Consider the following 25,978-nt stretch of genomic DNA (forward strand, 5'->3'; position numbering starts at 1 on the left):
GAAAGGCACACGACCATGAGTGACACGAACACGGCGGCGGCATCCGGAGTGGTGATCGTCGGTGCCGGACCGGTCGGTCTGACCCTCGGCTCGGAACTGCTCGGACGAGGCGTCCCGGTCCGCCTGATCGAGCAGTCGGACCGGCCGAACCCGCACGCCAAGGCCATCATCATGTGGCCGCGGGGCATCGAGGCCCTCGGCCGGATCGGCGTCGCGGACGAGATCGTCGCGCGCGGGCACGTCATCCGTGCGCAGAACCATCATTCCGGCGGCCGCAGGCTCGCCCGCACCCACTTCGACCGGATCACCGGGACCCGCTACCCCTTCGCCCTGTCCCTGCCGCAGGAGGAGACCGAGGCCGTCCTGCGCGAACGCTTCACGGAGCTGGGCGGGAAGATCGAGTTCGGTGTGCGGCTGGAGGGGCTGCGCCAGGACGAGGACGGCGTCGAGCTGCGGCTGTCGAGCGGCGATGCGACGTGGACGGAGTCGTGCGCCTGGCTGGTGGGCTGCGACGGCGCCCACAGCACCGTCCGCAAGGCCGTGGGCGTCCCCTTCACCGGGGCCTCGTACGAGCAGCAGTTCCTGCTGGCCGACGGCGAGTGCGAGACGTCGCTCCCGCACGACGAGGCGCACTACTTCATGACGCCCTCCGGCGTCCTGGTCGTCGTCGGGCTCCCGGGCGGCCTGTACCGGGCCTTCGTGAGCGTGTCCCCGGACGTCCCGGTGGACGACCCCCTGCGCATCGTCCAGGAGGCCGCGGACGAGCGCTGCCCGGTGCCCCTCCGGATGCTGGGCGAGCCCCGCACGGGAGTCTTCCGGGTGCACCGCCGGGCGGCGGAGCGCTTCCGGACGGGCAGGGTCCTGCTCGCCGGCGACGCGGCCCACATCCACAGCCCTGCGGGCGGGCAGGGCCTGAACACCGGCCTGGAGGACGCCTCTTCGCTGGGCTGGCGGCTGGCGAACGTCGTCAAAGGCTCGCACGGGCCGGCCGCCCTGGACGACTGGGAGCGCGAACGGCAGCACGTGGCCAGGGGCGTTGTGGACGACACCGACCTGCAGACCCGCATGTGGCTGCTGCAGGGCTGGCGGCGCACCGTCCGCGACACCGCGCTGCGCGCCGCTCAGTCGGCGGGCCTGCTCGACCGCGTCGTGGCGCCCCGTCAGGCCCAGCTCGCCCTCGGCTACCCGGGCTTCCGGCAGCGCCACGGCAGCCTGCGCGCGGGCCGCCGGCTCCCCGACGTCCGCCTGTCCGACGGCACTTGGCTGCACGGCCTGCTCGACCCCGCGCAGTGGACCCTGCTGCTCTTCGCCGACGCGGCCTCCCCGACGGCGGCCCGGCTGGCCGCCCGGGCCGCGGAGCGCGCGGGCGTGGGCGTGGTGCGGGTGACCTCACCCGCCGCGCGCCGGGCACTGCGCCTGAGGGGCGAGGCGGCCGCGGTCGTCCGCCCGGACGCCGTGGTGACCTGGGCGGGCGAGGTCGCCGCCGCAGAACTGCAGCTGCAGATGTGGCCGGTGTAGCAGCGGTTCCCCGCGCCCCGAAAGGGGCGCGGGGGAACTGCGCGACAAGCCACGGACAACCCCGCACATGCAGAACACCCCTCCGGGAGCTCGGCTCCCGGAGGGGTGTTGTCAGCGGTAGCGGAGGGATTTGAACCCTCGGTGACTTGCGCCACACTCGCTTTCGAGGTCTGCTCCTGCTGGTCAGGGTGCAATCCGCGGCCGTTCACCTCCGTTCATCCCCGTACCCCCGCCCGCGGCGTGAACCGCCGTGAACGGCATTGAACGGCGGTGAATGAGACGGAGACTGAGACGGGCGGGATCGGCAGCGGAGCCAGCACGGGAGCCGCCAACTCGCCGGGTGCTAGCGTGCTGGACGCCGATCGTGTGCGGGGAGGGGGCCTACGTGGCCGAGGCAACAGACGACGACCGCAGGCGGTCGGTACATCCATTGGTGGCGCTGTATCCGGGGGTCCGGGTGCCGGCGGCCAACGTCGACACACACTCCGTCGTCGGCGAAGACGATGTCCTTCGGATCCACATGACCCGCTACCCCATGGGGCCGTCTGACCCGTACTGGCAGGAGCCTGAATCCCTGGTGCTGCATCTGATGGCGCTGGATCCCCGGTACCGGGACGCGATCGATGCTGCCGTCCCCGCCTACTGGGACAGGGAAGGGCCTGTAACTATCAAGAGCTACCACCAGACTTCCGTGGCTTCGTCTGCCAGCGTCGTCATCGGACATGCAGGCGACCAGCCCCCGCTTCTCGCCCTGGACGACCTGAGCCGCCGTTGGCCCAGCGCCGTGGTGACAGCCGTCAACATCAACCGGTACACGGTCCTGGCCTGGATCCGAACGCATGATGGTCACTGGAACAAGAGCCCTGACGGTCTGCGTGGCGCGTCCGGGTACGCAGTGACCCTGACCGCGGCGGACCCCGAGAACCCGGGGCCGGTGGACCTCTATCCGTCGGCGCTGTACGGATGGTTCCGCTGGTGGCAGCGGCAAGCGGACGAGCTGATCGACGACCGACACGTAACCGTCGCCGACCTCCCTGCGCCACCCCCGACTCTGGATATCGTCGAAGCCTGGCAGTCCTACCGGGTTCGCCTGAGTGGTGTCGAGCGCACCACCTTCAGCACCGGCCCGAAGACGGAGGCGCGTCCGCAGGATTACGACTGGCCGCAGTGACCCTGTCTGGGTCGCCTCAGCGGAGATCGGGTCAGTTCCGGGAGCAGCCTTGTAGCGGAATGGTCGCTACGCGGGCCCATGCGATCTCCCAAGCCGTGGTTCCTGCGCCAAGGATCTGCTCTCGAAACTGGACGTCCAGCAGGTGCACGCTGTCGACGTGGAAAGCTGCGTGGCTGGGGGTGAGACGACGGAGTGCGCTCTGGAGTGCGTCGCTGTCGCCTGTACCCCAGCTGTACCCGAGAGACATGTGGTGCCGGCCGCCGTCGTGCTGGATCACCCCGGGACCGCGGGCCTCCCGGAACGCCGCCTGCACACGTCCCCGAAGCTCCTCCAAGGGACCGTCAGGCGAGAGGTCCAGCAGCACGCCGGCCTTGTTGGCGATCGGGGAGCCGGCCACCACCTGGAAGGCGCCAGCGCTGGCAAGGTGTTCACGCAGTGCGCTGATCAGCGCGGTTCGCGCATCCGTGGTGATGTCGTCCGAGGCGGTGTCCGCGACCATCTCAACCGTGACGTGCAGCCGCTCGCTCAGTGGGCTGATCGGAAAGGGACGCATCGCATCGTGGCAGCCTGCGACGAGCCGCGCCAAGTCCCGGTCCACGTCCAGGTCCGGGAGCAAGTAGGCGTGCAGGACGCGGGTTCCGTCGACCCACGGCGCCCCTTGGAACTGCGGCACAAAACGCTTCATGAGCAGCCTCCCTGGCCGAGCGGTACGGTGGCGATCGGTGTCCAGATGTATTTGTCCCGCCAGAGCTGCCGTTGGTCCACGAGAACGACCTTCGAGACCCGGAAGCGAGCCCGCGGCGGGCGGAGCTCCACCAGGGCCCTGGCAAGTCCTTCGTCGTCCCACTCGGCATTGCTGTACGCAAGGCTCATGTGCGGGCGGAACCGCGTAGAGGCCGGTGATAGTCGCTCGGCACCGAGGACGTCCGCGGTGACCTCCCGCAGCACCTGAAAGAGCCCGGAAAGCTCCTGCTCCGGGCTCAGTGCGGCGGCGACTCCGCGGCGAACAGCTTGCGCAGGATCAACTTCGACCTCAAGTGGTGCAATGTCCTGCAGTGGCGACTTCGCGGCAGTGGCGACCGCATCGGCATCGGCTGGTGTGAGTGGGCCGAGGGACTGGACCGTTGCGTGCAACCACTCCGGGGGTACTCGGGAGAGTTCACGGTGACGGCTGAGAAGGCCCATGTAAGCCCGGATGAAGGCGTGAACCACCGGCTGATCGTCAAAGAGCACATGCCAGTGAACACGGCATTCGGCGCGGGGCCAGCGGTGAGATTTCCAGAAGTCCTCCACCCAACTCCCCTCCCACACCGATGAACAGTTCGCTACCTGGGGCTCGCTGCCAGCGCGTCGGCCACTGCGGCCATGTCGGTGACTACCGCACCGGCTCCCGCTTCAGCTAGAAGAAGATCCTTGTGTGGCTTGTTGGCGAAGCCGATGGACATCGCTCCAGCAGCACGAGCGGCTTCGACGTCTGTCGCTGAGTCCCCGATGAGCGTGCAGTGATGGGGGTGCACGCGAAGTTGCGCGGCGGCTAGCAACAGCGAGTGGGGGTCGGGCTTCATGAGGTCCGGTCTGCAGGTGGCACGGCCAATGACCTCGTGCACCAGGTGGCGCAGGCCGTGCAGCATCAGGAATGCCCGTACGCAGGCCGTGGAATTGTTACTGACCACGGCAACCTTTCGCCCGGACGCGTGCGCGGCTTCCAGGGAAGCAACAGCGCCTAGTACTACAGGGCTAGATCTGGATCATGGGGTGATGGGAGGCTCTGGTTGTGGCCACGACACAGCCCCATGATTCAGATTGTTCGTCGGACGCCGTCAGCCCGGCCGATTTAGCCGTCTGGGACCGCGAGTTCGCCGTGCTGGGCGAGCGGGTAACCCCGCTGTTCTACCGCCCGGAATCCCAGGAGCACGCCCTGCAGTACCTGCGCGGGCTCCTCTCCCCATTGCAGCGCAAGAACGGCTGGACCATTGCTGAGTTCGCCGGCGAGAAGGAGCCCAAAGCACTCCAGCGGTTCTTGAACCTCACCCCGTGGAGTGCGGCTCTGATGCGGGACCTGGTCCGCGACTACGCCATGGAACGCTTCGCGGATCCCCGGGGCGTGCTGATCGCCGATCCCACCGGGTTCGCGAAGAAGGGCATCAAATCCGCCGGAGTCCAGCGGCAGTATTCCGGCACCCTCGGACGTGTCGACAATTGTCAGATCGGGACGTTCCTGGCCCATGCCAACCGCCGTGGCGACCGTGTGCTGATCGACCGGGAGCTCTACCTGCCCAAGGATTCCTGGGCCGTCGACTTTGAACGCCGCCGGGAGGCCGGGATCCCGGACGAGGTTGTCTTCCGCACCCGTCCGCAGCAGGCCCGGGCCATGATCGGCCGCGCCGTGGCGGCCGGGGTGCCGTTCTCGTGGTTCGCCGCGGACGAGGAGTTCGGCCAGAACAGGATCCTGCGCAGGTACCTGGAAGCAGAGGGCATTGCCTACTGCATGGCTGTCCCGAAATCCACCGATGTGAACACCGCGGGCACCACCACCAACCCCGACGCCCCAGCCCGGTTGGACAACCTGGCATCACACCTGCGGCCAGGGGACTTCTCCCGGCGCGCCTGCGGGATCGGAGCGAAAGGATTCCGCACTTACGACTGGGCCGTAATCGCCGGCCGGAACGGACATCAGTACATCGTCCGCCGCACCATCACGGACGGGGAGATCGCCTACTTCCACTGCTACAACCCGCGCGGGGAATCACTGCCGGAACTGGTGGCGGTCATCGGATTGCGCTGGCCGGTCGAGGAGTGTTTCGAGGCGGCCAAGCAGCAGGCCGGGCTGGACGACTACCAGGTACGCAAATACGACGCCTGGCATCGCCATATCACCATGGCCATGCTGGCGTTGGCATTCCTGGCCGCGATAGCCCGAACCCCGCAAAAGGGGGCTCTTCGAACCCGGGCGGTGACCGCGGGCCGCGAAAGCGGCGGCTCGCGGCCCTGACCGTCGCCGAGGTCCGGCGGCTGTTCAACCTGATCGGCTCGCCCCGCATCGCCATCGACCAGGGACTTCACTGGTCGATCTGGCGGCGCGCGCATCAGGCGGAGGCGCGACGACACCATTTCCGAAGGCGGCTACGGCTCCAGATGATCCAGATCTAGCCCTGTAGTACTAGGACAGGCAGGCCCGCGACCTTGACGGCCGACACTTCGGCTTTGGTCAGCGATTCCTCGATTGCTCGGATGACCGGTTCGCCGCCCTGTCCGGCAAGAAGCAAGATCTCCATGGGGTCGTCGACGCCGCGTGTCTTGCCGCCGAGTGTCGCGTCGTACCGGGTCACGACCTCCGACAGTTCCCGAGCGACGCCGGGGGCGGGCCGCCCCGCGAACACGTCGCAGATCGGCCCGTCGAAGTCGAACAGAACTCCGTCGGTGGCTCCGACGATCTCGGAGAGCTTGCTATTTCCCATCAGGGTCAAGGTCCCTTCCGATGGTGTTCCAAACACTGTCGAACCACATGTGGGCCTGCTCGACCTGCTGTGCCCCGCTCGACGACTCGCCCTCGTTCACGGAGTAGTGGAACAGCGTGGCATCGGTGCCTACAAGGTCGTAGATCTCGATCGCTTCTCCCTCCGCGACCACCTTGTTGGGGCGGATGGGGTAGTACCCGAAGAACGCGTCTTCCTGGTTGATCACGTACAGCTTGAAGAACGTCGTTCCGCTGTGGACGCGCACGCTCACTTTGGTCTCGGCGACCAGACTCGTCGGGCTGGAGTCGAGTTGCCTACTGCGGCAAGAATCCAGGCTTCTCGCGTCCGAGCGCGTGCAGATGCGCCAGGTAGTCCTGGGCTGCTGGGTCGGAGCTGTAACGACGTTTCATCTCGGCAGCCAGCTCCCGACTGGTCATGATGAGCGAGGGCACTGATTGGCGATCGCCTTCGAGGGCGCGTTCGCCCATCGTCAGGGCTTGCTCTAGGTCACCCTCGCGAGCGGCGGTGACCCCAAGCGTTACGCGAGCCTCTGCATTGCGCATGGGCTTGCGCTCTGTGCCATCGAAGTCCGTTCCGGCCCTCAGCACTTCCTCTGCGAGCGTCCGAGCGAGCTTGTCTTCGCCGACCAACCGGTAACAGTCCATCGAGTAGAAGTCGAACTTGGCGGGGTCCACCACGAAGTGGTGGTCAAGATTCTCGGGGTGCGGCATCCCTTCGAGCAACCGTCGGCCCTTGTCGAGAGCCACTTCCACCTGTCGGCGGTCTCCTAGCCGCGCCCATGCCTTGGCTTCCTGCCCCGCGAGCTGTACCGCTACGCCGTGATGCGGTGCAGCTTCTGCACCAGCCTGTGCTGCAGCAATGACGCCTCGGTAGTCGCCGGTCGTGAGGGCGAACCATGCCCGCATCTCATGGGCCCACCCAGCTACCTCTGCGTGGTCCGCCTCCACCGCGAGTGAGAGGGCAGCCCGCCGTGTCGACTCCGCCGCATGCCGGTCTCCGCTGTCGTACTCGACACAGCCGACCAGGAGCGCGAGCCAGCCGGACATCGCCAGTACCTCGCGGTGCTGGGCCAGGGTGAGGCTCTTCGTGTGCAGGTCGACGACGCGACGCAGCCATTGCCGTCCCTCAATCAGGAGCTGCTCACTTGGCACGTACGGGTACTCCGAGCACAGCCGGTCGGTAGTGATTCGGAGCGCATCGAGCGTGGAGCGGTCGACGTCAGACCGGTTCAGACGGCTCACTATTTCCAGTGTCTCCATGCCGCTCGCGGCCAGGATCTCCTTGTCTCCGTCACGGCGCGAGGGTGCTGGGAAGAGCGCGTGAGTTACGGTGCCGAAGGTGGCTGCGATGAGGGGCTGGTAGAAGTCGTTCGGTGTCTTGCCCGACTCCCAGCGCTTCCACTGGCGAACCATGCTGTCTTCTGCGGGAAGTTCCGTTGGAGCGTGGGCCCGCAGAGCTCTGACTGCGTCCCGCTGTGACCAGTCGCGCGCCATCCGCTCCGCAGCGATGCGCCGCGCCCACGCCGGCCTCTCGTCGGTCATGCGCCCTCCTTTGAGTGCATACCCCGAGTCTCTCCCGTGCACAGGGGGGACAGGGAAGGGGACAGAGGGGTGTCACCGGACATGTCCCCTGGCTGGGCTGTTCGTCCCCCGGCTGTCACTTACGCCACACCCTCCGTTCTCCGCATGCTGGTTGCAGATCACGCACCATCCGGCACGGAGCGGCTTTCGAGTGCTTCGAGCCGTTCAGCCAATGCCTGAATCTGGGAGCGGATTTCCTTGATGTCGTCGCGAACGTCGCTGGTGGGGGCAGACCCGTCGCTGACGAAGTTGCCGAGGTTCCCGGCCGACACGATCAGTCCCTCGGTCCGGAGAGCGGCTAGCCCGTTCTGGACTGTCTGGCTGGCGTACCCGAATCGGTCCATCAGTTCGCGCTGAGAAGGGAGTTTGTCTCCCGGCTTCATCCGCTTGATGTCCTCCCGAAGCGCGTCCGCGACCTGCACCGCTTTGGGTTTGGGTCCTCCTGTGGCAGTCATGCTCTGAGCCTACCTACCACAGCGGACTAGAGCGCATCACCGCGCAGAGCTTGTGCATCACAGCAGACTAGTGCAAGCTAGTGAATGAGCCGCCCGTAATTCGGAGTGGCACGGCTTTGACCTGCAAGAACGCTGAAAAACAACTGGAGATCTGCGCGTCTCGCTGGTGACGACCCCGGAGGTGATCCGGGAGGTGACAGCGGCTGAGCCGGCGGCCCTGCTAGGTCAGGGCCGGGGTGAGCGGAGCAGGTCAGGAAGGCGGCCGGAGGGGCCGGAACACCTCCGGGAACGTGGCTGGTGGCTGTCTCAGGGTGACTCCGGGGCAGTCCGGCCGGGCGAGCGATGCCACCCGTACCCGCAAGGGCAGACGGGCGCGACGACCCGAGGCAACCGGCCAACGTATGGGGATCACACCGCCTCTCCTCGACCAAGTAGGCGGTTCCGCGCGTCGGCAAGCGCGCCATGTACAGCTCAACCCAACTCCTCCGCGGCTCCCGCTGCGGCCGGTTGCCTCCTCCGCCCGTCTCGTACGGGCGGGGTGTGGGGAGCTGGATGGACCGACTTCAACGGCGTGCGGCTCCCGGGGTGCCTCCCGGGAGCCGCTGTTCGGGCCGTTCCACCGTCTGAGGAGCAAACGACCCATGAAGATTCTCTCTCTTCATCTACTGGATGTGATCGATCGCGCCGGGCAGGACTGTGAGCCGACGGATGCGGAGCTGGATGCGATCGAGACCGAGATGCCGCTGATCGCGGCGGATGTCGAGCTGTTGGATGTGCGGATCGCGCTGATGGACCGCACGCCGAGTGAGCTGGACAAGCGGCGGCTGCGCAAGGCGCTGCACCGGGTGCTGTGCGAGCGGGCGGCGCTGGCCAACCGTGGTGTCTCGGGGGAGGTGGCGTGATGCGCATCGTCACTGCGGCGCGGCTGCGGCGGCTGAGCGAGGCGGCTGAGCAGGCTCGTATCCGTGCACGGGAGGTGCAGGAGCAGGCGGATGCCGCCTTGAGTCGTCACCTGAAGCAGGTGTGGGAGTTGACCGCCCGTGCCGAGCGGGCCGAGTGTGCTGCTTCTGCGGCCGGCTGGGACAGGGGCCTTGCGCAGGCCGCGGTGAAGGGGCTGCGTGAGGAGGCCGAGCGGCTGGAGGATGCCCTGGAGGCCGCCAGGGAGCGGGCGGCGGAGCGCGAGGTGGAGATCCGGCTGCTGTGTGAGGAGTTGGAGGCCGCGGAGCAGCACGGCCCGTTGGTGCTGCTGCTCCATTGGGGTGAGCCGCACAGCATCCACCGCAGTCGCGATGCCGCCTACGCCTACGCCGCCACCCGAGGCGTGCCCGTGAACACCTGGGGTCCGTGCAGCGACCGGCCCGCCTCGCAAGTGGTCTGGCGGGCCGTGCTGTTCACCTTCGATGAGGCCGTGAAGGGCTTCCGCGACGCTTCGGTGTGCTCCCCGGGGGGCCGGGAGGGCGCAGCGTGAACGGTGTTCAGATCCGTTCAGCGGAGCGGGCGTTGTCGGTGGGCATGTGGCTGATCGTGTCCGGCGCAGTGCTGTACTCGATCCTGACCGTCACGCCGCTGATGGCCGCTCACACCCCCGCCAAGTGGGCCTGGACGGCGCCGATTCTGCCCCTGGTGGTCGATGCGGCGGTGGTGATCGTGGTCCGTCTGGATTCGGTGCTCGCCCGCTTGGGCGGGCACGGCGGGCGGTGGCCGGTCGTGCTGCGGTGGATGACCGGTGTCATGACGCTGGCCCTGAACACCGGCGATTCCGCGCTGAAGAAAGACCTGGTCGGCGTGGCCGTGCATGCGGTGGCGCCGCTGCTGCTGATCGTCACCGCCGAGACGGGTCTGGCCTACCGCCGCGCCATCACCGCCGCTGTGACCGCGCTGGAAGAGCGGCAGCGTGCCGCGCGTGAACGGGCCGGACAGGCCGTCTGCGAGCGTGAGGAGGCCGCTCGCCGGCAGGCCCGCGAGGAGCGGGATCACGCCGCGATGCTGGCCCGTGAACAGCGCGAGCACGAGGCCCGCCTGGCCCGCGAACAGGCAGAGCGGGAGGACCGGCACCGGCGCGAGGAACGAGATCGGGAAGAGGCCCGCGAACGCGCCGAGCAGGCCGAGCGTGAACGCCGTGAACTCGAGCATGAACAGCGCGAGCGCGAGCGTGAACGGGCCGAGCAGGGAGCGGCCGAGCGTCGCGAGCGAGAGCGTCGTGAGCGGGCCGAGCGTGAACGCCGTGAACAGGCTGAGCGTGCCGAGCGGGCCGAGCGTGAACGCGCTGTGCTTCTGGCGCGCGGGCCGGCCGCCGTCAAACTGCCGGAGGGTGAAGCCCGCGCCGTCGTGGCCGCCGCTTTCGGTGCGGGGCTGTCGGTGCGGTCCGCGGCGGAACTGTGCGGCTGGTCCGTCGGCTGGGTCTCCGCCCGCTACGCCGAACACCGCGACCCGGCCGCCGCCGGCGGCGCCGAACTGGCCATCGCCAGCCGCTGATCACCGCACTCCCCACGGGACACCGGACACGCCACCCCGGCCGCAGTCGGCGTGTGCGTGCCTGCTCCGAACGCGAAAACCACTGCACCTAGCGGAAGGAAACCGCCTGTGCACACCTTCACCACCCGGGCCACGCTGCGCCGCTACGCCGCTCCGCTGGCCGTCACGACCGGAGCGATGACGGGGGGCGAGAACGTCCAGCGACTGATCAGCTACGGCGTCCCGTTGCCCCTCATCGCGGCGTGTGGCCTGGCCGTGTTCGCCACCGTCTACACCGCCGTCCGCGAGCTGGTGGCACGGATGTGCGCCGAGACGCACCGCTGCGCGGCGCCCGGCTGTACCTTCCGCGTCCGACTTACCGAGGTGGACGCGGGCGAGTCCCGCCGCTGGCAGGAGATCGCTGCCGCCCACCCCGCGCACACCGAGCACCGTCCCTGAACCGCGACTCGAAGGGAAACCCCATGACCACCCAGACCGAGCATGCGCCGGTCCCGTCTGCGGGACCGCAGGGCACGCACCTGTTCGTGCTCGCCGTGGACAGGCCCGGTGTCGCTTCCGCCAGTTGGCACGGCACGGTGACCCCGCCCGCCGGAGCGACCCGCCTGGACCTGCTCATCTTCCTCAAGGACGAGCTGGAGAGGCAGAAGCCGCAGCTGACCGACTCCAGCGTCATCTCCTTCTCGCTGGAACCCAACCAGATCTGACCCGGCACGACTTCGCCGTGCGGGCCCCGGCCGCCCAGCCTTCCACAGCACGCGGCCGGGCCCCTTCTCCCACGAAGGGAGTTCTTCCATCATGTCGGAATCCACGGTCCAGGCCGTGACGGACGTCCCGATCCCGCCACCCCCACCCAACCCACCGACTCCGTCTGAGCCGACGGGTGAGCCGGAATCGCAGTTGCGGCACACCCCCGGCGGGATTCCCGTGGTGCCGCTGGCGCTGTCCGCCGCCAACACCACGGTTGCCCTCGTCGGCGGCGCCGCCCTGGCCGCGGGGCCGTTGGGTGCTGTGGTGGCGGCGACCGGTACCGCCGCGGCCGCCGGTATCGCCGCGGCCCGCGCCACCCGCGGCCAGCGCGCCGCCGCCAAGAAGTCCAAGGCCACCGCCGTACGCTCCGGGCGTACGACGACCGCGGCCGCCGGGCGGGGGGTGCTGGGCGCGGTTCCGGCCCAGCGCCGTTCCCGTTCCTCTGGCTCGTCCTCGTCGGCGCGCTCGGGCAAGGGGCTCGGTGGTGGCCGGGCGGGGCGTGGCCGCTCCGCGGTGAAGTCGGCGTTCGGTTCCACCGGGCTCACCCGCACCGCACGCCCTGGCAGCTCGCGCCGCAGTGCTGCGGGGGCATCCTCGTCCAGGCGTGCAGCCGCTTCCGGTGCGTCGTCGCGGGCCGGTCGGGTCTCCCTGAGCAAGAACACCCCTGCCAGGGCTGCTGGCGGCGCAGCTCGTACGGCCGGCGGCCGCACGGCACCCCGCAGTGGCCGTCTCGGCGGCAGGCTGGGTACGCGGGTGGGTCAGGTCCAAGCGGCGCGGGCGGCGGCCAGGAAGGCCGCTCCCACCCGGCAGCAGGCCCGCCTCCAGGGCGCAGCGGACCGCCGGGCGGTATCCGATACCCGCCGCGCCAACGCCGCACGCCGGACCGCGGCCCGCACCGCGTCCAAGAGCACAGCCGGTCGTCTGGCCTCGGGTCTGCTGGCGCGGGCGGGGCGGCTGCGGGATGCCGCGGTGTCGCGGGGCCGTGCGGTGCGGGACCGGCGTACGGATGCGGCGGTGTCGGCCAAGCGCATGGCGGTGCGCAAGGCCCCCGCCCGGCGCCGGGCCCGCGCCGCGCTGCGGCGTTCGGCGGCCCGCTTCCACGGCCGCCGGCTGCTGGCCGCGCTGCTGGCCTTTCCCGTCGGGCTGCTGGGCCTGGTGTTGACCCCGCTCGGGCGCAGGCTCGGTCTGCCGTGGCTGATGTACCTGGGACGGCGCCTGTACTGGCGCATCACCGGGGAAGCCGCACGCCGCCGGGCCCAGCGCGACCAGGCGATCCGCAAGGCATTGGCGGAGGAAGAGGCCGCCATCGACCGTGAGGGGGAGCAGGAGGAGATCGGCGATACCGCCGCCCGTCCCGAGCACCCCGTCCCCACCACCGCACCCACTGCTGATCAGGGAGGAACGTTGTCCGGGTTCCAGTTCGATGAGCACGCGGCGGAGATGGAGCAGGCCGCCGCCTCCTACGAGCCCGAGGGCTGCATGGAGATCCTGGCCATGGTCGAGAACCTGCCGGATGCCCTGCAGTCCGTCGCCAACATCATGCGCATCCTCGCCGAGCGCGCCGACTCCGAGTTCCCGCTGGAGAAGGAAGTCGCCGAAGGGTTCCAGCAGATCCACGAGGCCATGCTCATGGCCGTCTCCACCGCCGAGGACCTGGGGCCGACCTTCCGTCGCGTGCACGAGCAGGACATTGCCCGCCACGAGGACCCCCGCAACGGCCCCGAGGCCGAGAAAGGCTGGAACGTCTGATGAACACCAGCACCAAGACCGCGAAGCGTGGTCCGGTGCTGGACTGGGCGGCCGGTCACGGACCTGTGACCGGTGCCCTGTCCGCCACCACCGGCGCCCTCGCCCTCGCCACCACCGGGGCGGCCACCGGCATGCCGCCCGCATGGGCCCTGGCCGCCGGCACCGCCGGAGCCATCGGCCACACCGCCGCCGGACTGCACGCCCGCGCCCTGGGCCGCACCATCGCCACCCGCGCCACCGCCTGGCTGCTGGGCGCCGGATGGACCGCATGGGCGATCGCCAACGGCCCGCTCTCGTGGGCGGCGTTGGGTTCGCTGGCCACTCTCGGTGTCACCTTCGGCGCGGCCACCCGGGCCGCCGGTCTGTGGGAGGAAGCAGTGGAGGAAGAGACCCGCGCCGCGGCTGCGCGGCAGCTTGCCCGGGAGCTGAGTGCGGACCGGCGGGCGGTGGCCGTCGAGTGGGCCGAGCGCATCGAGCGCGTGTGCGGGATCGCCCTGGCCCGTGTGGTGGCGGTGGAGATGTGGACGACCGGCACCGGCTTCACCCTGGATGCCGAACTCCCCCCAGGTGGTGCGACCTACCACACCATCGCCACCAACGGCCCGCGCCTTGCCGCCGATGCCCGCCTGCCGCACGGCTGCACCGTGGCCGCCGGCCCCGGCATCGACCAGGGCCGCGTCCTGGTCGACGTCACCACCGTCAACGTCCTCGTCGAGGACGTGCCCTACCCCACCGACTACAGCCCGCTGTCCGTACACACCGGCATCCCCTGGGGAGTACGCACCAACGGCCGGCCGGCACTGGCGTTCCTGCGGGAACAGTGCGCCCTGGCCGTCGGCCCGGCCGGATCGGGCAAGACCAACCTCCTCCATGACGTCCTGGCCGGGTTCGCGCGCGCCGACGACATCCTGACCTGGGTCATCGACCTCAACGCCGGGTCGGTCGGCCTCCCTTGGGTGCGTCCCGCTCTCGACGCCGACGGCGCGTTCGTCGAGGGCATGCAGCCGGGGGTGGACTGGCTGGCCTCCACCTTCCAGGAAGCCAAGGTCATGCTGGAGACGGCCGTGGCCATCGGCAAACACCGCAAGGTCGCCTACCAGGACCTCATGGCCGCAGCCGACACGGACATCCTGCCGATCACGCCGCAACTCCCGCAGATCATGATCGTGGTCGACGAGGGCGCGGAGATCCTGGCCAGCACCGACCAGAAGATGAAGCAGCTCGCCACATTGATCCTGGAGGTGATCCGGCAGCTGCGGGCCATGGGGGCGCGCACGGTGCTCACCGCGCTGGGCTCCACCGGCTCCGTGCTCGGCAACCTGATGATCCGCCGGGAAGCCAAGGTCCGCGTCGCCCTGACCGGCGGATCGACCGAGGGCATGGACCTGGGCAAACTCTTCCCCGGCAGCCGCGGCCTGCGCGTCGAGCAAGCCCCCTACAAGGGCGCCGGGTTCTTCGGCACCCCCGAGACCCCTGCCGTGCTGTTCAAGGCGTGGCGGATCCTGCCCAGCCAGATCCGCGACATCGTCACCGCCACCTCCGGCCGCCACCCCGCCCTCGACGAGATCTCCCTCAGCGTCGCCGGAAACGCCTACACCGAGCGCTGGGACCCCTCCCGCACCGCCTGGATGCGCGCGGCCGCCATCGTCAGCAGCACCGGCGAAAACTCCAGCCCCATGGGGACACAGAGCCCGGCCCGGCCGGGGCTGAACCTGTCCGCCCTCCGCACACAGAACACACCGGAAACAGAAGGGGATGCGGATGCGCTCGCCCGCGAGTTGATGAGCGAGATCGACCAGAAGTTCGGCACCACCGCCGAACCCGCACCCACCGATCCGCCGGAGCGTGACGCGGCCGGCCCGGGGCTGAACCTCTCCGCCCTCCGCGACAACACCGCAGCCGACGGGCCCGCATGGCTGCCGGAAGCCCTCACGATGATCCGCGACGCCGGACCCGACGGCATGAAGCCCGCCGCCATCGCCGACGCCGTCGGCAAGGACCGCAAGACCGTCCGCGGCAGCCTGCGCGCCGCCGCCGACCGAGGCGAACTGATCTACCGGGACAACGGACCGCACTCGGTCTACATCCACCCCGACCACGCCTGAAACCATCACGCACAGCTACTGGGTACTGGGGAACGCCCCACTACCCAGTAGAACACCCCACTAGACCCTCACAGGCGCCTCTACCGGGGTGTTTCTACTGGGGACCCCACTACCCACTACCCAGTAGCCCACGCGACAGCAACCACACACAGTCACCGCCAGGGCCCCGGCCGAACCACCCCGGCCGGGGCTCCGCGCATCCCTGCCCGGCCTCCGATCGGGCGGGGCCGGCCCGCGTCTTCCGCCTCGCGTGATCGGAGCCTGCCATGACCTTCTCCGTCTCCGCCGTCGTCCTCTTCGGCATCGTCGCCGTCGTGCTCGTGCGCGGCCGCTACGCCGGCCCAGGCACCGCGGCCGTGCTCTTCCTCTTCGGCTTCTTCACCGCCGGCACCGGCGCCTACGGCCCCATCCAGAACCTGTGCCAGGCACTCGTCCATGCCCTCCGCAGCTTCACCTGAGGAGAACCCCGTGACCCAGCAGCCCACCCTCATGGCCGCCGGAAACCTCCGCGATGCCCTCACCGCCCACCGCCGCGGCGACGTCCCCACCACCATCGCCGCCCTGATGAGCATCGACGCCGACTCCTGGAACGCCATCCGCTCCCGCCTCGCCGAACTCGGCGGCACCTTCCCCGAGTTGCTGGCCGCCGTAGAAAAGGCCACCCGATGAGCCCCGACCTGATCGCCGCAGCCTTCCTCACCGCACCCGCCGCCGTCCTCGGCCCCATCTGCATCGCCGGACACCGCCGCCAAGCCCGCCACGACGCCATCGCCGCCGCCGTCCTGGCCACCTACCACCCCGGCCGCCCCAACCAGCCACCCACCGGGCCGCCGCCCGCACGCGAACGCCTCACCCCGCAGCAGGCAGCACCCGCACAACTGGCTGCCGTCATTGACCTCGACACCCGCCGCCGCCAGGCGGCATGAAGCTGGACGGCGTGGTGCATGCCCCTGCTGCCCCTGCCCCGGCGCCTCAGGGACCGGCGCATCCTGCCCGGCAGCTACAGCAACGAACCGCCCTTCTAGCTATGCCAGGGGCGGCCCCTCTCACGCCAATGAAGCGGGCCGCCCCTGCTCCATCCATCCAACTGAACAGTGGAGGTCACCAGCATGACCCATCCGACCGGCGTGCCGCCGGAGGGCGGCAACGTCAGCCTGTGCACCGGGTCTGGTGCGCTGGACCTGGCCGTGGAAGCCGTCACGGGCCTGTCCACGGTCGTGGTTGCCGAGAAGGACCCGGCCGCGTCCCGGCTGCTGGCCGCCCGGCTGCCCGGTGCCTGCAACCTGGGTGACATCACGGCGGTGGACTGGGCGGGCCTGTCCGTCTCGCTGCCGCGTCCGACATCGCTGACCGCCGGCTTTCCCTGCCAGGACATTTCCAACGCCGGACCTCGGGGAGGGATCGCCGGTGACCGATCAGGACTGTGGAAAACCATCATCCACGCCATTCGCGTTCTTCGACCCCGCTTCGTGTTCCTGGAAAACGTCGCCGCCATCCGCAGCCGGGGACTCGGCGTCGTCGCCGCCGACCTGGCCGCGTGCGGGTATCACGCGCGGTGGATGTGCCTACGAGCTGGAGATCCCGAAGTCGGCGCCTGCCACCGGCGAGACCGGTGGTTCGCCGTCGCGTATCCCGCTGCTGAAGACCCCCACCTCACAGCTGGGCCGCAACGGGGGACCCCAGCACCCGGACAAGCGCAAGGCGGGCGGGCACGGGCCGACGCTGGAGGACGAAGTGGTCTTCTTGCTGCCCCCGGCCGGCGCATGAGCCTGCTGCCCACCCCCGCCGCAGCCGACGGAACCGGCGGCCCCGGCACCTCGCCCAAGCGCAAGGGGGGGATGAACCTGCGCACCGCCGTGACGCTGCTGCCCACCCCGGCGGCACGGGACTGGAAGTCCGGCGCCTCCAACCTGCTGGGCACCAACTCCCGCCCGCTGAACGAGGTGGTGGTGAATCTGCTGCCCGCGCCCGAGGCATCGGACGGGCAGTGGGTGGCCACCAACGGCACCGACTACGGGCCCGCCATCCGACGCTGGGAACACGTCCTGGGGCGTCCTGCGCCCGTGCCGACCGAGCCGGGCACGAGGGGCAACCGCCGCCTGTCCCCGGCCTTCGTGGAGTGGATGATGGGCGCCGATCCCGGCTGGGTGACCGGCACGGACCTGGGCCTGTCCCGCCCGGACCAGCTCAAGATTCTCGGCAACGGTGTGGTCATCCGCCAGGCCGTCCTCGCCTACGGCACGTTGCTCGCCGTCGGTGCACCCGGAGCCGCAGGTCCCGTCCCTGCTCCGGAGGTGGCGGCATGACCGCATTGGCTGCCGAACTGGCCCTGTTCGAGGCCGCGACCGCCCCGGAGCAGGTGCCCGGGGCGATCGGCTACCGGGCCGCTGACACGGGCGGGTACGGGCGTGTGCTGGCCGGTGACGGCTACGGCTGGCTGGGCCGCGTCCTGCCCCCGCCCATGCCGCTGGTCTGTCCGCGCTGCCGTCGTCCGATGTTGCTGGGCACGGTCCCGCTGCTGTGGGAGTGCCCTCCGTGTGACACCCGTGACGAAGGGAGGGACAGCACGTGACCAGCAAGAAGACGAATGAGCAGCCCATGCCGCCGTCCGGCGCCCGGCTCACCTACCCGCAGGGCAGTCGGTACGCACGTTGCGAGATCTGCCGGCAGCAGCGCAACCCGCTGTTCCAGGCCACCCCGGAGACGCACCGCTTCGAGCAGTCCGGCGAGCTGGTACCCGCGCGGGTGTGCCTGCGCTGCTGGTCGAAGTGGCACGTCGACGGTGAGGACGAGTGCCCGCACTGCGGCAAGGACACCACCGAGGACCCGCTGTGGTGACCTACACCCGCACCCACGGCGGCCACGCCATGACCGTCAACGCCCCCGCGAACGCCGCTGAGTTCGACCCGGCGGCGTTCGCGGCGTTCGTCGCGTCGGATCCGGTGCTGGGGCTGGATGTGGAGACCCGGGCCATCGTCAAGGGCGGCCCGGGGCACTTCGGCCCGGCCGCCGGGGTCCGACTGGTGCAGTTCGGCACCCCGGTCACCGCATGGGTCCTCAACCCCCTGATCCCCGAGCAGCAGCAGGCCATCCGTGAGGTGCTCGCCGATGAGCGGCGGCACTTCGTCACGCACACCTCCTACGACGTGCTGGCGGTGTGGTCGGCGTTCGGGATCGCGCTCGGGCAGCGGGTGGTGGACACGCATCTGCTGTCCAAGCTGTTGGTGCCGGACGAGCGGGCCGGTCACGGGTTGAAGGAGCTGACCTGCCGCTACCTGGACGACGGGCTGAAGCAGGCCGAGACCGCGCTGCATGCGCGGATGCGGGAGCTGGCCCCGGTCGGCTCCCGCGCCGGCAACAACCCCATCGACTGGGGCTGGGACCACCTCCCGCCCATTGATGAGTCCTATGTGGTGTACGCGGGGCTGGACGCGGTCTACGTGCGGCGTCTGCTGCCGCTGCTGCTGGCCCGCTGCGCGCCGTTCTCGCACCTGGTGCGCATGGAGCAGTGGCTGGCCGCGCAGTCCACCGGCATCACCATCCGCGGCCTCCTTCTCGACCGCCCGTACACCGAAGGCCTGCTGCGGCAAATCGAGCAGCGGTTCACGACGGCCGATGCCCGGATCCGTGACGTCCTGGGGTTCTCGGGCCGCTCGCCGCGGTTCGCGGCCTGGCTGGAGCAGCAGGTCACCGGTTACACCTGGCCCCGTACGGACTCCGGGCGGATCCAGGTGACCGGCGAGAGCCTGGATGCCCTGGAGCAGGCCGTCTCCCAGGACGCGGCGCTGATCACGGAGCAGGGGCGGGAGATGGTGGCCGCCCGGCGGGACATGGCGGCCGGCTCCAACACGATCACCAACCTCCGCTCCTTCCTGGCGGCTGTGGACGCGGACGGCCGGGTGCACCCGCAGATCAACACGCTGCGGGCCCGCACGGGGCGGATGTCCATCACCGCCCCGGCCTTGCAGACCCTGAAGAAGCACGACCCAAGGTTGCGGCACTGCTTCCGCGCCGATGCCGGGCACGTGCTGGTGGCCTGCGACTTCTCCCAGGTCGAAGTACGCGTGGCCGCAGCCCTGTCCCGGGACCCGACGCTGATGCAGGTCATCGCGTCGGGTGTGGACCTGCACGACGCGACCGCAACCCTGATGTACGGGCCGGGCTTCACCAAGGAACAGCGCACCGTCAGCAAGCGCGCCACGTTCGGCACGATCTACGGCGGCGGCGCCAAGGGCCTGGCTGCGCAGACCGGAGTACCGGTACGGGTGGCGCGCGGGGTGATCCAGCGGTGGCAGCGCACCTACCCCGAAGTGATCCGCTTCGGCAAGGACATCGCCCACGCCACCACCGTCATCACTGGCTCCGGCCGCAGGATCCCCGCCAACCCGGACCGCCCACACGCCAACAGCAACTACGCCATCCAGTCCACCGCCCGTGACCTGCTCGTGGCCGCCGTCTACCACCTCGCCACCGACGGCAAGTTGGCGGATGCGCTGTGGCTGTTCGTCCACGACGAAGTCATCGTCCACGTCCCCGAAGACCGGGCCGAGACCGTGCGCGAGCAGCTGTCCGCGGCCATGACCACTACCTACCGCGGCGTGCCCATCGCCGCCGACGCCGAGATCCTCGGCACCCACTGGGGCCGACTCCCTGACCCACCCGTACAAGGGAGCAACCAACCATGACCCACAACACCCGGCCGCACGACGGCGAAGGCGGCACGTCCATCCCGCTGGTACCGATCGAATCGCCGCCGTGGCAGCTGCCCACCGCCGAGTTCGGGGCAGCACTCAAGCATGCCTTCGCCGATGTGGAACTCGGCGCCTACGACCGCCGGATCCTCGACTGGCTCGCGACGTGGGACAGCCCCACCGTCCTGGCCATCGCGTCCCTTGTCCTGCGCGCACGGCAGGAGACCGCCACGCAGTCCGCCGCCATCAATGCCCTGCTCAACGACTGAACGCCGCCTGAAGGAGGCCCGCACCATGCCCATCGGAGAAACCGTCATCACCCTGGTCGGCAACCTCACCGCCGACCCCGACCTGCGCCACACCACCGACGGCACCCCCTGGGTGTCCTTCAACGTCGCCTCCAACAGCAAGAACTGGGACAAGAACCGCGCCGAATGGGGCGAAGGCAAGACCCTGTTCCTGCGCTGCACCGCCTGGCGCTGGCTCGCCCAGAATGCCGCCGACAGCCTCCGCAAGGGCACCCGCGTCATCGTCACCGGGGCCCTGCGCCAGTACGACTACACCGCCGCCGACGGCATCCAGCGCACCGGCTTCGGCCTGGACGTCGAGGACATCGCCGTCAGCCTGCGCTACGCCACCGCCACCGTCCACCGCACCAACAGCACGGGGTCCAGCGCGGGCGCCAAGGCCAAGCCCGCGACGGCCGACCCGTGGGCGGTCCCCGTCGGCGGGGACGACAAGCCGCCTTTCTGACCCGCACCGCGCCACTTCTGGGAGAAATCGTGCAGCGCTACCCGCGGGGTGAATGCCCCGTCTGTCACCTCAGTTACCGGATCTCGAAGGCCGGACGGCTCGGCTGCCACAACGGCGTGACCGCAGCGGGCTTCAGCAGCGGCGAACGGTGCGCCGGAACCGGCGAAGTGGCCAGCGTGGTGTACCCCGCACCCATCAACGGCCCGATCACCCCGCCGTTCTGACCCATCCGCACGAGCGGAAGAGGGCGCCCGCGCGACTTTGGCGAGCCGCGGGCGCCCCTCTCCAACCCACTCCTCAGTGATCTGGAGGTCTCCAGCATGCCCGACCTGCGCCCGCGTGCCCAGCGCCCCGGCCCGTGGTGGGCCGCCGCACGCGCGCACGCGCTGTCCGCCGCAACCCTGCACGGCCTGGCCGTCTTCCCTCTCTCCCGCAGCAAGTTGCCCGCCATCGCCACCGCCCACCCGGAGCTGTCCGTGACCTGTACCGGCCAGTGCGGCTGCCTGGGCCACGGGGTCCATGACGCCAGCGCCGACCCGGCCCGGGTGCGCGCGCTGTTCGCCGCGGCCCCGTGGGCGGCCGGCTACGGGATCGCCTGCGGCCGCCCGCCGCACTACCTCTTCGGGCTGGACCTGGACCGCAAGAACGGTGTGGACGGTGTTGCCGGCCTGCGCGCGCTCGCGGCCCGGCACGGTTTCCGTATCCCGCGCACGGTGACGGTGGCCACTCAGTCCGGCGGCTGGCATCTGTGGTTCAAGGCCCCCTGCGGCGTGAAGATCCCCAACACGGCCGGTCTGCTCGCTCCCGGCATCGACACCCGGGGCGCGGGCGGCTACCTGGTCGGACCCGGATCCCTCGGGCCCAAGGGCCGCTACCGCTTTGCAACGACTTTCAGCCAGTCCGCCATCGCCGAAGCCCCCACCGCGATCATCGACCTTCTCACAGCCCGCCAGGCGGCCGTTCAGGAACCTCCTGGACCGACCGGCCCGGGAGGGGGGGTGAGGCGCTCACGCGGCCATCTCGGGCCGCTGGTGCGATTCGTACTGGATTGCGGTCCCAACGACCTGAACAATCGGCTCTATTGGGCCGCCCGCAAGGCATTCGAGTCCGGCGACATCGACCCCGACACCGCCACAGCCGAGCTGCTGGCCGCTGCCGTCGACCGTGGTCACCCCGAGACGCCGGCCCGCCGCACCATCGCCAGCGCCGCCAAGGGCGCGGCCCGCACCAGGAAGGAGGCCACGCCGTGAGCGAGAAGGGCCCCAGCCAGGCATCCCAGCTCGTCAGCATGGCCAAAGCGGGCTACAAGTTCGTGATGTCCACCGACGGCCGCCCCTACGGCGTGCGCCGCAACGGACCCAACGTCGTCCGCCCTTTCAGGGGCCGCGGTGGCATCCGTGCCGCCCTGGCAAAGCAGTTCACCGAGGACAACGGCGGCCAAGTCCCCTCCGCCAGCGCCCTGTCCGACGCCATGACCGTCCTGGAAGGCATCGCGGATGCCACCGACCCCGTGCAGGTCCACATCCGGGTCGCCCGCGACCAAGAGCGCATCGTGCTGGACCTGGGCACCGCCGACGGGAAGGCCGTCATCGTCTCGGCCGACGGCTGGACGGTGGCAGACCGCTCCCCGGTCCTCTTCCGCCGCTCCGGCGCCATGGTCCCCCTGCCCGTCCCCGACCAGGGCGCGGACGGCATCGCGCTGCTGCGCGACCTGGTCAACATGGACGATTCGTCCTTCCACCGGCTGGTCGCGTGGCTGGCCGCTGCCTGGATCCCGGGCATCCCCCACCCGGTGCTCACCTTCAAGGGCGAACAGGGCACCGGCAAGTCCTACACCGCCCAGATGATGGTGAACCTGGTCGACCCCTCCCCGGCTGCCAAGCGGTCCAAGCCCAAGGACATCAAGACCTGGTCAGTCCAGGCGTTCAACTCCTGGGCGCTGTGCCTGGACAACGTCTCCGATATCGCGCCCTGGCTGTCCGACACCCTGTGCAAGGGCGTCACCGGCGACGGCATCGTGGACCGCGCCCTCTACAGCGACGACGACGTCGTCGTCTTGACCTTCCGCCGCGTCCTGGCGATGACCACCATCGACGCCGGCGCGCTGGCCGGAGACCTGGCCGAACGGATGATGCTGCTGGACCTCCAGCCCATCCCCGACGACAAACGCCGCGAGGAAGAGGAGATGGACGCCGCCTACGCCGCCGCCCGTCCCGCGGTCATCGGCAGTCTGCTGGACCTGCTCGCTGCCGTTCTGCGGGAGCTGCCGGACGTGACCTTGAACAGCAAGCCGCGCATGGCGGACTTCGCCCGCGTGCTGGCCGCCGTCGACCGCGTCAAAGGCTGGTCCACCTTCACCGACTTCACCGACGCCGCCGAAAGCGTCAACGCCGATGCCCTGGAAGGAGATCCCTTCGGCTCCGCCCTGGTCGCCTGGCTGGACACCCACGGCCCCTGGCGCGGCACGGCAACCCAACTCCTCGATGTGCTCCCGCCACCGGACGGCTATCACCCCAAGTGGCCCAAGGACGGTACCCGGGCCAGCGGCCGGCTCAAGCGGATCGCCCCTCTGCTGCGCTCCATCGGCATCGCCTACGACGACACCGAGCGCACCGCCGACCGGGCCCGACAGCGGCTCATCCGCCTCACCCCAACAGAAGTTGGGTGCGGGACAGCGTCCGCAGTGTCCGCAGCGTCCGCAACCCCGACTGACCTGCACGAACCTGCGGACGCTAGCGCGGACACCGGCCCGGTCGCAGCGTCCGCACAGCGTCCGCAAGGCGATCATGCGGACGCTGTCACCCCGTCTGCGGACGCTACGGACCCCCCAGCGTCCGCCCTAGCGTCCGCACCCGGCACTAGCCCTGACCTGCACTCCCACAAGATTCCGGACGCTGCGGACGCTGCGGACGCTGCGATGCACCGCACTTCTATTCCGGGACTCCACTGCGCGGTCTGCGAACAGCCCATGGACCCCGAACTGACCACAGCAGGCCGCCTCACCCACCCCAACTGCTGACGCCGGAGAGGAGATCCCCACATGGACGTGGTGCCACCCGCCGTAACCATCGACATCACCCTCGTTCTGCTGACCGTCGAAGAAGCCGCCCGCCGCCTCCAGATCGGCCGCACCGTCTGTTACCGGCTCATCCGCTCCGGAGAGCTGGAGTCCATCACTGTCGGCCACCTCCGCAGGGTCCCCGCCGACGCCGTGCTCGAATACGTCGCCTGCCGCCGCAAGAGGCTGCACCCCACCACCATCACCGCCGTCACGGCTGCCTAGGAGTATGCATGGCAGAAGAGAAGAACAACACGAAGCGCACCCGCCAGCCCAACGGCCGTTCATCCATCTACCAGGGCAAGGAGGGGAAGTGGCACGGTCGCGTGACCGTTGGCATCCGTGACGACGGCAATCCGGACCGCCGTCACGTCGAGCGCAAGACCCGCGCAGAAGTGACGGCCGCAGTTCGCGAACTGGAGCGAGAGCGCGACGCCAAGACCATTCGTAAGGCGGGGCGCCCCTGGACGGTAAAGACGTGGCTGACCCACTGGATTGAGAACATCGCCCCGCTTGCCGTCAACGAGAACACGATGGTGGGGTACGGCGTCGCCGTGCGGAAGCACCTGATTCCTGCCCTCGGTGCTCACCGGCTCGACAAGCTCAAGCCGGAGCACATTGAGCACTTCTACGGGCGGATGCAGGCCGGCGGTCGTAAGGCTGGGACGATTCACCAGATTCACCGGACCTTCCGCACCGCGCTGAACGAGGCGGTACGGCGCGGCCACCTTGCCCGGAATCCCGTCCAGCTTGCCAAGGCCCCCCGTGTCCGCGAGGAGGAGGTGGAGCCCTACACCGTTGAGGAGGTGCAGCGGCTATTGCGCGCGGCGGATGCCCGCCGGAACTCCGCACGTTGGGCCGTAGCGCTTGCGCTCGGGCTCCGGCAGGGCGAAGCGCTCGGGCTCAAGTGGTCGGACGTGGACCTTGAACGCGGCGTGCTCATGGTCCGCCGGAGCCGTCGCCGGCCGCGTTACGCCCATGGCTGTAGCGACACCTGCGGCAGGAAGGCTGGCTACTGCCCGCAGCGTCAGCGGACCAACCCGGAGACGGCTGACACGAAGTCCCGTGCGGGACGGCGCGCGGTCGGACTGCCCTCACAGCTGGTGGACCTGCTGCGGACGCACCGGACCAAGCAGGAAGCCGAACGGGCGGCGGCCGGGGACAACTGGACGGAACAGGGCTGGCTCTTCGCGACGCCGACCGGTCAGGGCACATCGCCCCGCACGGACTACGACGACTGGAAGGAACTTCTGGATGACGCGAAGGTGCGAGACGGCCGGCTTCACGACGCCCGGCACACTGCCGCCACGGTCCTGCTGATCCTCGGAGTCCCCGAACGGGCTGTGATGGGGCTCATGGGCTGGTCCACCACGGCCATGGCTGCCAGGTACCAGCACATGGTGGACTCCGTGCGGGCCGATGTCGCCCGGCAGGTCGACGGACTCATCTGGAAGCCGGACGGAGGGCCGGAGGACGACGATGGGCCCGCGGGGGCCCTCGTACCGGTCAACTGAGACGGAAACTGAGACGGAAGCAGATGAGGCGCCCAGTCCAGTGGACTGGGCGCCTCATCTATCTGCGGTAGCGGAGGGATTTGAACCCTCGGTGACTTGCGCCACACTCGCTTTCGAGGCGAGCTCCTTCGGCCGCTCGGACACGCTACCGAGAGGAAGCTTAGCGGATGGTCGGCCGTGCTCCGAAATCGGTGTCCCGGAAGAAGCGTGTGAGCAGGTCCGCGCACTCCTCGGCCAGCACGCCCTCGATCACCTCGGGGCGGTGGTTGAGCCGGCGGTCGCGGATCACGTCCCACAGGGAACCGGCCGCGCCGGCCTTCTCGTCGGCCGCGCCGTAGACGACCCGCTCCAGGCGGGAGAGGACGATGGCGCCCGCGCACATCGTGCACGGCTCCAGGGTGACGACCAGCGTGCAGCCGGAGAGACGCCACTCACCGACGGCCCGCGCGGCCTCACGGATGGCGATGACCTCCGCGTGGCCGGTCGGGTCGCCGGTGGCTTCGCGCTCGTTGCGGCCGCGGCCGATGACGGAGCCGTCCGGTCCCAGCACGACGGCGCCGACCGGCACGTCGCCGGTTCCGGGCGCCTGCGCGGCCTCCTCCAGGGCGGCCCGCATCGGGGCCCGCCACGGGTCGCGCACGGGGTCGTGAGGCTGGTCGGGGACGGCTTCGTTCATGGCACCA

General features: G+C 69.9%; 31 protein-coding genes, 1 tRNA gene and 1 pseudogene. 24 read left to right on the forward strand and 9 right to left on the reverse strand.

Going from position 1 to position 25,978, the window contains the following annotated elements:
* The first annotated feature begins 15 nt into the window (after positions 1 to 15).
* Positions 16 to 1,518, forward strand: coding sequence for an FAD-dependent monooxygenase (locus tag ACLHRZ_RS20060; RefSeq protein ID WP_490419852.1), 1,503 nt, complete (start codon positions 16 to 18; stop codon positions 1,516 to 1,518).
* 385 nt (positions 1,519 to 1,903) lie between these two features.
* Positions 1,904 to 2,689 carry a hypothetical protein gene (locus ACLHRZ_RS20065; protein ID WP_490419853.1) on the forward strand — a complete coding sequence of 262 codons (786 nt, stop codon included), beginning with the start codon at positions 1,904 to 1,906 and terminating at the stop codon, positions 2,687 to 2,689.
* 31 nt (positions 2,690 to 2,720) lie between these two features.
* Here ACLHRZ_RS20065 and ACLHRZ_RS20070 read toward each other — a convergent pair whose 3' ends face one another.
* The 3 genes and pseudogenes from ACLHRZ_RS20070 to ACLHRZ_RS20080 form a co-directional block, all read right to left on the reverse strand.
* Positions 2,721 to 3,374 (reverse strand): 2'-5' RNA ligase family protein, encoded by a 654-nt coding sequence (locus ACLHRZ_RS20070; protein WP_490419854.1) that lies wholly within the window; start codon positions 3,372 to 3,374, stop codon positions 2,721 to 2,723.
* Entirely contained in the window at positions 3,371 to 3,982 is a 612-nt protein-coding gene (locus ACLHRZ_RS20075) for a 2'-5' RNA ligase family protein (RefSeq protein ID WP_490419855.1), read from the reverse strand. Before ACLHRZ_RS20075 ends, ACLHRZ_RS20070 begins: the two co-directional genes overlap by 4 nt.
* A gap of 32 nt (positions 3,983 to 4,014) precedes the next feature.
* Positions 4,015 to 4,410: pseudogene (locus ACLHRZ_RS20080) on the reverse strand (HAD family hydrolase); the annotation flags it as partial.
* Between the two features lie 140 nt (positions 4,411 to 4,550).
* Here ACLHRZ_RS20080 and ACLHRZ_RS20085 point away from each other — a divergent pair.
* Complete coding sequence (locus ACLHRZ_RS20085; protein WP_490419960.1) at positions 4,551 to 5,681, forward strand: IS701 family transposase; 1,131 nt, start codon at positions 4,551 to 4,553, stop codon at positions 5,679 to 5,681.
* Between the two features lie 154 nt (positions 5,682 to 5,835).
* Here the strand turns inward: ACLHRZ_RS20085 and ACLHRZ_RS20090 are convergent, their stop codons facing one another.
* The 4 genes from ACLHRZ_RS20090 to ACLHRZ_RS20105 form a co-directional block, all read right to left on the reverse strand.
* The gene (locus ACLHRZ_RS20090) at positions 5,836 to 6,147 is read right to left on the reverse strand and encodes a hypothetical protein (RefSeq protein ID WP_490419856.1); all 312 of its coding nucleotides are present in this window, start codon (positions 6,145 to 6,147) and stop codon (positions 5,836 to 5,838) included.
* The gene (locus ACLHRZ_RS20095; protein WP_490419857.1) at positions 6,137 to 6,412 is read right to left on the reverse strand and encodes a hypothetical protein; all 276 of its coding nucleotides are present in this window, start codon (positions 6,410 to 6,412) and stop codon (positions 6,137 to 6,139) included. Before ACLHRZ_RS20095 ends, ACLHRZ_RS20090 begins: the two co-directional genes overlap by 11 nt.
* A 49-nt stretch (positions 6,413 to 6,461) precedes the next feature.
* On the reverse strand, positions 6,462 to 7,709 hold the full coding sequence (locus tag ACLHRZ_RS20100) for an NsdA family TPR-like regulatory protein (protein WP_490419858.1): 1,248 nt from the start codon (positions 7,707 to 7,709) through the stop codon (positions 6,462 to 6,464).
* Between the two features lie 158 nt (positions 7,710 to 7,867).
* On the reverse strand, positions 7,868 to 8,203 hold the full coding sequence (locus ACLHRZ_RS20105) for a winged helix-turn-helix domain-containing protein (RefSeq protein WP_490419859.1): 336 nt from the start codon (positions 8,201 to 8,203) through the stop codon (positions 7,868 to 7,870).
* A gap of 641 nt (positions 8,204 to 8,844) precedes the next feature.
* Between ACLHRZ_RS20105 and ACLHRZ_RS20110 the strand changes: the two genes are divergently transcribed.
* The 21 genes from ACLHRZ_RS20110 to ACLHRZ_RS20210 all read left to right on the forward strand — a co-directional run bounded on the left by ACLHRZ_RS20110 (position 8,845) and on the right by ACLHRZ_RS20210 (position 25,295).
* The gene (locus ACLHRZ_RS20110) at positions 8,845 to 9,105 is read left to right on the forward strand and encodes a DUF6284 family protein (protein WP_490419860.1); all 261 of its coding nucleotides are present in this window, start codon (positions 8,845 to 8,847) and stop codon (positions 9,103 to 9,105) included.
* Positions 9,105 to 9,671 carry a hypothetical protein gene (locus tag ACLHRZ_RS20115; protein WP_490419861.1) on the forward strand — a complete coding sequence of 189 codons (567 nt, stop codon included), beginning with the start codon at positions 9,105 to 9,107 and terminating at the stop codon, positions 9,669 to 9,671. The genes ACLHRZ_RS20110 and ACLHRZ_RS20115 overlap by 1 nt, the downstream gene beginning before the upstream one ends.
* Positions 9,668 to 10,678: a DUF2637 domain-containing protein gene (locus ACLHRZ_RS20120; RefSeq protein WP_490419862.1), complete on the forward strand. Its 1,011-nt coding sequence runs from the start codon at positions 9,668 to 9,670 to the stop codon at positions 10,676 to 10,678. Before ACLHRZ_RS20115 ends, ACLHRZ_RS20120 begins: the two co-directional genes overlap by 4 nt.
* 108 nt (positions 10,679 to 10,786) lie before the next feature.
* Positions 10,787 to 11,116, forward strand: a complete 330-nt coding sequence (locus tag ACLHRZ_RS20125) for a hypothetical protein (protein WP_490419863.1) — start codon at positions 10,787 to 10,789, stop codon at positions 11,114 to 11,116.
* Positions 11,117 to 11,139: 23 nt separating this feature from the next.
* Positions 11,140 to 11,382, forward strand: a complete 243-nt coding sequence (locus tag ACLHRZ_RS20130; protein ID WP_490419864.1) for a hypothetical protein — start codon at positions 11,140 to 11,142, stop codon at positions 11,380 to 11,382.
* Positions 11,383 to 11,473: 91 nt separating this feature from the next.
* On the forward strand, positions 11,474 to 13,174 hold the full coding sequence (locus tag ACLHRZ_RS20135; protein WP_490419865.1) for a hypothetical protein: 1,701 nt from the start codon (positions 11,474 to 11,476) through the stop codon (positions 13,172 to 13,174).
* Positions 13,174 to 15,279 (forward strand): hypothetical protein, encoded by a 2,106-nt coding sequence (locus ACLHRZ_RS20140; protein ID WP_490419866.1) that lies wholly within the window; start codon positions 13,174 to 13,176, stop codon positions 15,277 to 15,279. The genes ACLHRZ_RS20135 and ACLHRZ_RS20140 overlap by 1 nt, the downstream gene beginning before the upstream one ends.
* Before the next feature lie 266 nt (positions 15,280 to 15,545).
* A complete protein-coding gene (locus ACLHRZ_RS20145; protein ID WP_490419867.1) occupies positions 15,546 to 15,737 on the forward strand; it encodes a hypothetical protein in 192 nt (63 codons plus the stop codon).
* 10 nt (positions 15,738 to 15,747) lie between these two features.
* Positions 15,748 to 15,948 (forward strand): hypothetical protein, encoded by a 201-nt coding sequence (locus ACLHRZ_RS20150; protein ID WP_490419868.1) that lies wholly within the window; start codon positions 15,748 to 15,750, stop codon positions 15,946 to 15,948.
* Positions 15,945 to 16,205, forward strand: coding sequence for a hypothetical protein (locus tag ACLHRZ_RS20155; RefSeq protein WP_490419869.1), 261 nt, complete (start codon positions 15,945 to 15,947; stop codon positions 16,203 to 16,205). Before ACLHRZ_RS20150 ends, ACLHRZ_RS20155 begins: the two co-directional genes overlap by 4 nt.
* Positions 16,206 to 16,388: 183 nt before the next feature.
* Complete coding sequence (locus ACLHRZ_RS20160; RefSeq protein WP_490419870.1) at positions 16,389 to 17,585, forward strand: DNA cytosine methyltransferase; 1,197 nt, start codon at positions 16,389 to 16,391, stop codon at positions 17,583 to 17,585.
* Entirely contained in the window at positions 17,582 to 17,851 is a 270-nt protein-coding gene (locus ACLHRZ_RS20165) for a hypothetical protein (protein WP_490419871.1), read from the forward strand. Before ACLHRZ_RS20160 ends, ACLHRZ_RS20165 begins: the two co-directional genes overlap by 4 nt.
* On the forward strand, positions 17,848 to 18,117 hold the full coding sequence (locus tag ACLHRZ_RS20170; RefSeq protein ID WP_490419872.1) for a hypothetical protein: 270 nt from the start codon (positions 17,848 to 17,850) through the stop codon (positions 18,115 to 18,117). Before ACLHRZ_RS20165 ends, ACLHRZ_RS20170 begins: the two co-directional genes overlap by 4 nt.
* Entirely contained in the window at positions 18,114 to 19,964 is a 1,851-nt protein-coding gene (locus ACLHRZ_RS20175) for a DNA polymerase (protein ID WP_490419873.1), read from the forward strand. The genes ACLHRZ_RS20170 and ACLHRZ_RS20175 overlap by 4 nt, the downstream gene beginning before the upstream one ends.
* Complete coding sequence (locus ACLHRZ_RS20180; protein ID WP_490419874.1) at positions 19,961 to 20,239, forward strand: hypothetical protein; 279 nt, start codon at positions 19,961 to 19,963, stop codon at positions 20,237 to 20,239. Before ACLHRZ_RS20175 ends, ACLHRZ_RS20180 begins: the two co-directional genes overlap by 4 nt.
* Before the next feature lie 25 nt (positions 20,240 to 20,264).
* Positions 20,265 to 20,723, forward strand: coding sequence for a single-stranded DNA-binding protein (ssb, locus tag ACLHRZ_RS20185; protein WP_490419875.1), 459 nt, complete (start codon positions 20,265 to 20,267; stop codon positions 20,721 to 20,723).
* A 29-nt stretch (positions 20,724 to 20,752) separates the two neighbouring features.
* Positions 20,753 to 20,947, forward strand: coding sequence for a hypothetical protein (locus ACLHRZ_RS20190; RefSeq protein WP_490419876.1), 195 nt, complete (start codon positions 20,753 to 20,755; stop codon positions 20,945 to 20,947).
* Positions 20,948 to 21,043: 96 nt separating this feature from the next.
* Positions 21,044 to 21,973 (forward strand): bifunctional DNA primase/polymerase, encoded by a 930-nt coding sequence (locus tag ACLHRZ_RS20195; protein WP_490419877.1) that lies wholly within the window; start codon positions 21,044 to 21,046, stop codon positions 21,971 to 21,973.
* Positions 21,970 to 23,742, forward strand: a complete 1,773-nt coding sequence (locus ACLHRZ_RS20200; RefSeq protein WP_490419878.1) for an AICE element replication initiation protein — start codon at positions 21,970 to 21,972, stop codon at positions 23,740 to 23,742. Before ACLHRZ_RS20195 ends, ACLHRZ_RS20200 begins: the two co-directional genes overlap by 4 nt.
* Positions 23,743 to 23,763: 21 nt before the next feature.
* Positions 23,764 to 24,006, forward strand: a complete 243-nt coding sequence (locus ACLHRZ_RS20205) for a helix-turn-helix domain-containing protein (protein ID WP_490419879.1) — start codon at positions 23,764 to 23,766, stop codon at positions 24,004 to 24,006.
* Positions 24,007 to 24,014: 8 nt separating this feature from the next.
* On the forward strand, positions 24,015 to 25,295 hold the full coding sequence (locus ACLHRZ_RS20210; RefSeq protein WP_490419880.1) for a tyrosine-type recombinase/integrase: 1,281 nt from the start codon (positions 24,015 to 24,017) through the stop codon (positions 25,293 to 25,295).
* 65 nt (positions 25,296 to 25,360) lie between these two features.
* Here the strand turns inward: ACLHRZ_RS20210 and ACLHRZ_RS20215 are convergent.
* Together ACLHRZ_RS20215 and tadA are read right to left on the reverse strand one after the other, a co-directional pair.
* Positions 25,361 to 25,445 (reverse strand) — tRNA-Ser (locus ACLHRZ_RS20215).
* A 10-nt stretch (positions 25,446 to 25,455) separates the two neighbouring features.
* On the reverse strand, positions 25,456 to 25,971 hold the full coding sequence (gene tadA / locus ACLHRZ_RS20220; RefSeq protein ID WP_490419881.1) for a tRNA adenosine(34) deaminase TadA: 516 nt from the start codon (positions 25,969 to 25,971) through the stop codon (positions 25,456 to 25,458).
* Positions 25,972 to 25,978 lie beyond the last annotated feature (7 nt).

The sequence above is a fragment of the Streptomyces sp. AM25 genome (genome assembly GCF_058146165.1).